The 773-nt window shown below is 71.4% G+C and carries 1 protein-coding gene; it reads left to right on the forward strand.

The window, feature by feature from the left end:
* The coding region (locus tag MJ777_RS11175; protein WP_239375824.1) for a pentapeptide repeat-containing protein at positions 1–773 on the forward strand (773 nt) is incomplete at both ends.

A 773-nucleotide genomic window follows, 5' to 3' on the forward strand; every position in this document is an offset into this window, starting at 1 on the left:
GCTACGAGCAGACACGCTCACCGGAGCTGACGGTCGATGAGCGGAAGGATGCTGTCACCGAGCTGGCGGTGGCGATGTGGCGGGACGGCGAGGCGTTCATCGCGGTGACCCGGCTGGACGAGATCGCCGCCGGGGTGCTCCGGTCGATGCGGGACCCGCGTGGTCTGACCCCGGCCGAGGCCGCGCATCTGCTCGGTTCGGGGACGGCGCTGCGCCGGGATGCCGATGGCCGGTTCTCCTTCATTCACTGGTCGGTGATGGAGTACCTGGTCGCGGCCGATATCGCCTGCCGGCTCGCCGGTCAGGCCGACCAGGCTGGTGGTCTGCTCGCGGCTCAGGAGATGTCGGAGCTGATGGTGGATTTCTTCACCGATCTGGCCGGCCGGGACGCGGCGGCCCGCTGGGCACAGGACACCGTGGACGCGCCCGCGGTGTCGAAGGCGAACGCGGTGGTGGTGGCGCGGCGGCTGGGCATCATGCTGCGGACGGGGGCGAAACTGGCCGGCACCGATCTCGCCGGCCACGACCTCTCCGGTCGGGATCTGCGCGGCGCGGACCTGCGGGAGGCGAACCTGGCCGACGCTCGGCTCGATCGTGCTGATCTGCGGGATGCGGTGTTGACCGGAGCTTTTCTGGACGCGGCTGTGCTGTCCGGGGCGGACCTGTCCGGCGCGAGGCTGGCTGGGGCGATGGTTCGCGAGGTCAGCGCGGACCGGGTGGTCGCCTGTGGGGCCGGCCTCGATGGCATCCAGGTCATCGGCGGGACGCTCGCC

It is taken from the genome of Protofrankia sp. Cj5, from assembly GCF_917627405.1.
Classification (GTDB): Bacteria; Actinomycetota; Actinomycetes; order Frankiales; family Frankiaceae; genus Protofrankia.